2 protein-coding genes are annotated in these 1,956 nt (G+C 28.4%); both read right to left on the bottom strand.

The annotated features are described in order from the left end of the window. Positions 1-140: 140 nt before the first annotated feature. Positions 141-803: a hypothetical protein gene (locus tag BM384_RS08640; protein WP_090012896.1), complete on the bottom strand. Its 663-nt coding sequence runs from the start codon at positions 801-803 to the stop codon at positions 141-143. Between the two features lie 218 nt (positions 804-1,021). Further along, on the bottom strand, positions 1,022-1,705 hold the full coding sequence (locus BM384_RS08635; RefSeq protein WP_278280906.1) for a methyl-accepting chemotaxis protein: 684 nt from the start codon (positions 1,703-1,705) through the stop codon (positions 1,022-1,024). Positions 1,706-1,956 lie beyond the last annotated feature (251 nt).

The following is a 1,956-nucleotide window of genomic DNA, read 5'->3' as shown; positions in this document are numbered from 1 at the left end:
AGCTATTGAAAAAAATTTAATCTAAGGTTTCTTTTTTAAGTCTCTTATTGCTAAGTTGACGACATTGAGTGCACGCCCATGCTGGGCGCACAAAATAGGCAGATAACTTGAGTTTAAGTTATCTGCCCTTTATATTTAAATTATTTTGTTTTTTCTATTTCTTTAAATTCTTCAGGAACATCTCCTGTATGATTACTATAATTTTCATTAAAATATGAAATAGTATTTTCAAGTCTACCTATTGAATCATCTGATAATTTAAGCTTACCATCTGAATCCTTTGTAAAGGATAATTCAACATCTGTTTCATCCTTAGATTGCGCAGATTTTAAATCCTCTACTGCTCTTTCCTCCACTTTAGAATTTAATTCTTCCTTTGATAGCTTTTGCTCTCTTCTAATTTTTACTCTATAAGTCATAACATCTTCTGATATACCACTTACATCTACTCCCTTAATACTTACTGTAGCTTTTACTTCATCTTTATTTTCACTTGCTGACTTAACAGTATACTCTACATTCTTTAAAGCTTCATAATATGCTCCTAATATTTCTTTATCCTTATTACCATTCATATTGTACTCTTGAACTGCTTTATAATCTCTTTTTAAAACAAGTTCCTCAATAGCTTCCTTAGAGACTACTCCTTCATCATAATTAACATCTTTATTTAAATATGCTCCCACATATGCTTCTGCTGCTTTCTTCCCATCATCCTTACTACTACTTGATCCACATGCAGTTAAAGCTGCTAATGTAAATGGTACTAATAAAATACTGGCAAACTTAAATTTACTGTTCATCACTTTCACTCCCTGTATAAACTAATATTCTGAATCTTTTATAATTTTAGTTTATATTACCAAATAGAACCTTTCAATATACTACCTCGTGAAAGCCTTATCTTTACTCTTAAAATATACCTAATATAGTATTTTTTTATTTAGAGAATAAAAGTGAACATCCTTATTTAAGGGATGTCCACCAATTTTTAATAGCTTATTTTTATAATAACTCTATTTTAAATATTAAATTTATTTATAGATTGCTTTAATTCATCAGTAAGCTTTTTAAGATTATCAGCTGAACTACCAACAGTTTCAGACATATTATCAACTTCTTTAATTGAAGCATTTATTTCTTCAGAAGAGGCTGACACTTCTTCTGCTATAGCTGATGCATTTTCTATCATACTTACTATATTATTTTTACCTTTTTCAATATCAATTGAATCTTCTGCTAATTCTGCTATTTTAGGAACTACTCCCTCAATTGAATTGACAATATTTTCAAAAGAACTAATTGAATCTTCAATTACAGATAATGAGTTTTTAAGATTTCCTGATACTTCTCCACTTGCTGATACTATACCTTTTGTATCTATAGATACTTCTTCTATTACTTCTGTAATATCTCTAGCAGACATCATACTCATTTCTGCAAGTTTTCTAACTTCTTCAGCTACTACTGCAAAACCTTTTCCACCTTCTCCAGCTCTTGCAGCTTCAATGGCAGCATTTAATGCTAAAAGATTAGTTTTCTCTGCAATACTGTCAATTAAAATTGTAATATCATTTATTTTTGTTATATTTGTACCCAAAGCATTTATCTTCATAACTAATATTTCAAAAATATCTTCTATATTTTTAAATGTCTTCACAAGATTATCCATCTTTTCATTGCTTGCATTAGCATTTTCAGATATTTCATTACTTGTAACATTTATATGATCTACATTCTCTAAGAATTTTTCAATTATTGATGAGAATCCATCAAGAGTATTATTAATATTAACTAAATCACTAGCTTGTTCTGTAGTTCCACTTGTAACCTCATCTACTGCTAAAGAAATATTTTTTGTATTGGCTGTATTATGAATAAAAGTGATAAAATATGTAAATCATCTTAACAAAGATTTTTTAGGAGATGATGTATTTGAATTCGTATAATTACAAT

Origin of the sequence: Clostridium sp. DSM 8431, from assembly GCF_900116755.1 — a bacterium.
Lineage (GTDB): Bacteria > Bacillota > Clostridia > Clostridiales > Clostridiaceae > Clostridium.
Note: the sequence above shows the minus strand (reverse complement) of the source record. Positions and strands in the feature narration are given on the sequence as shown.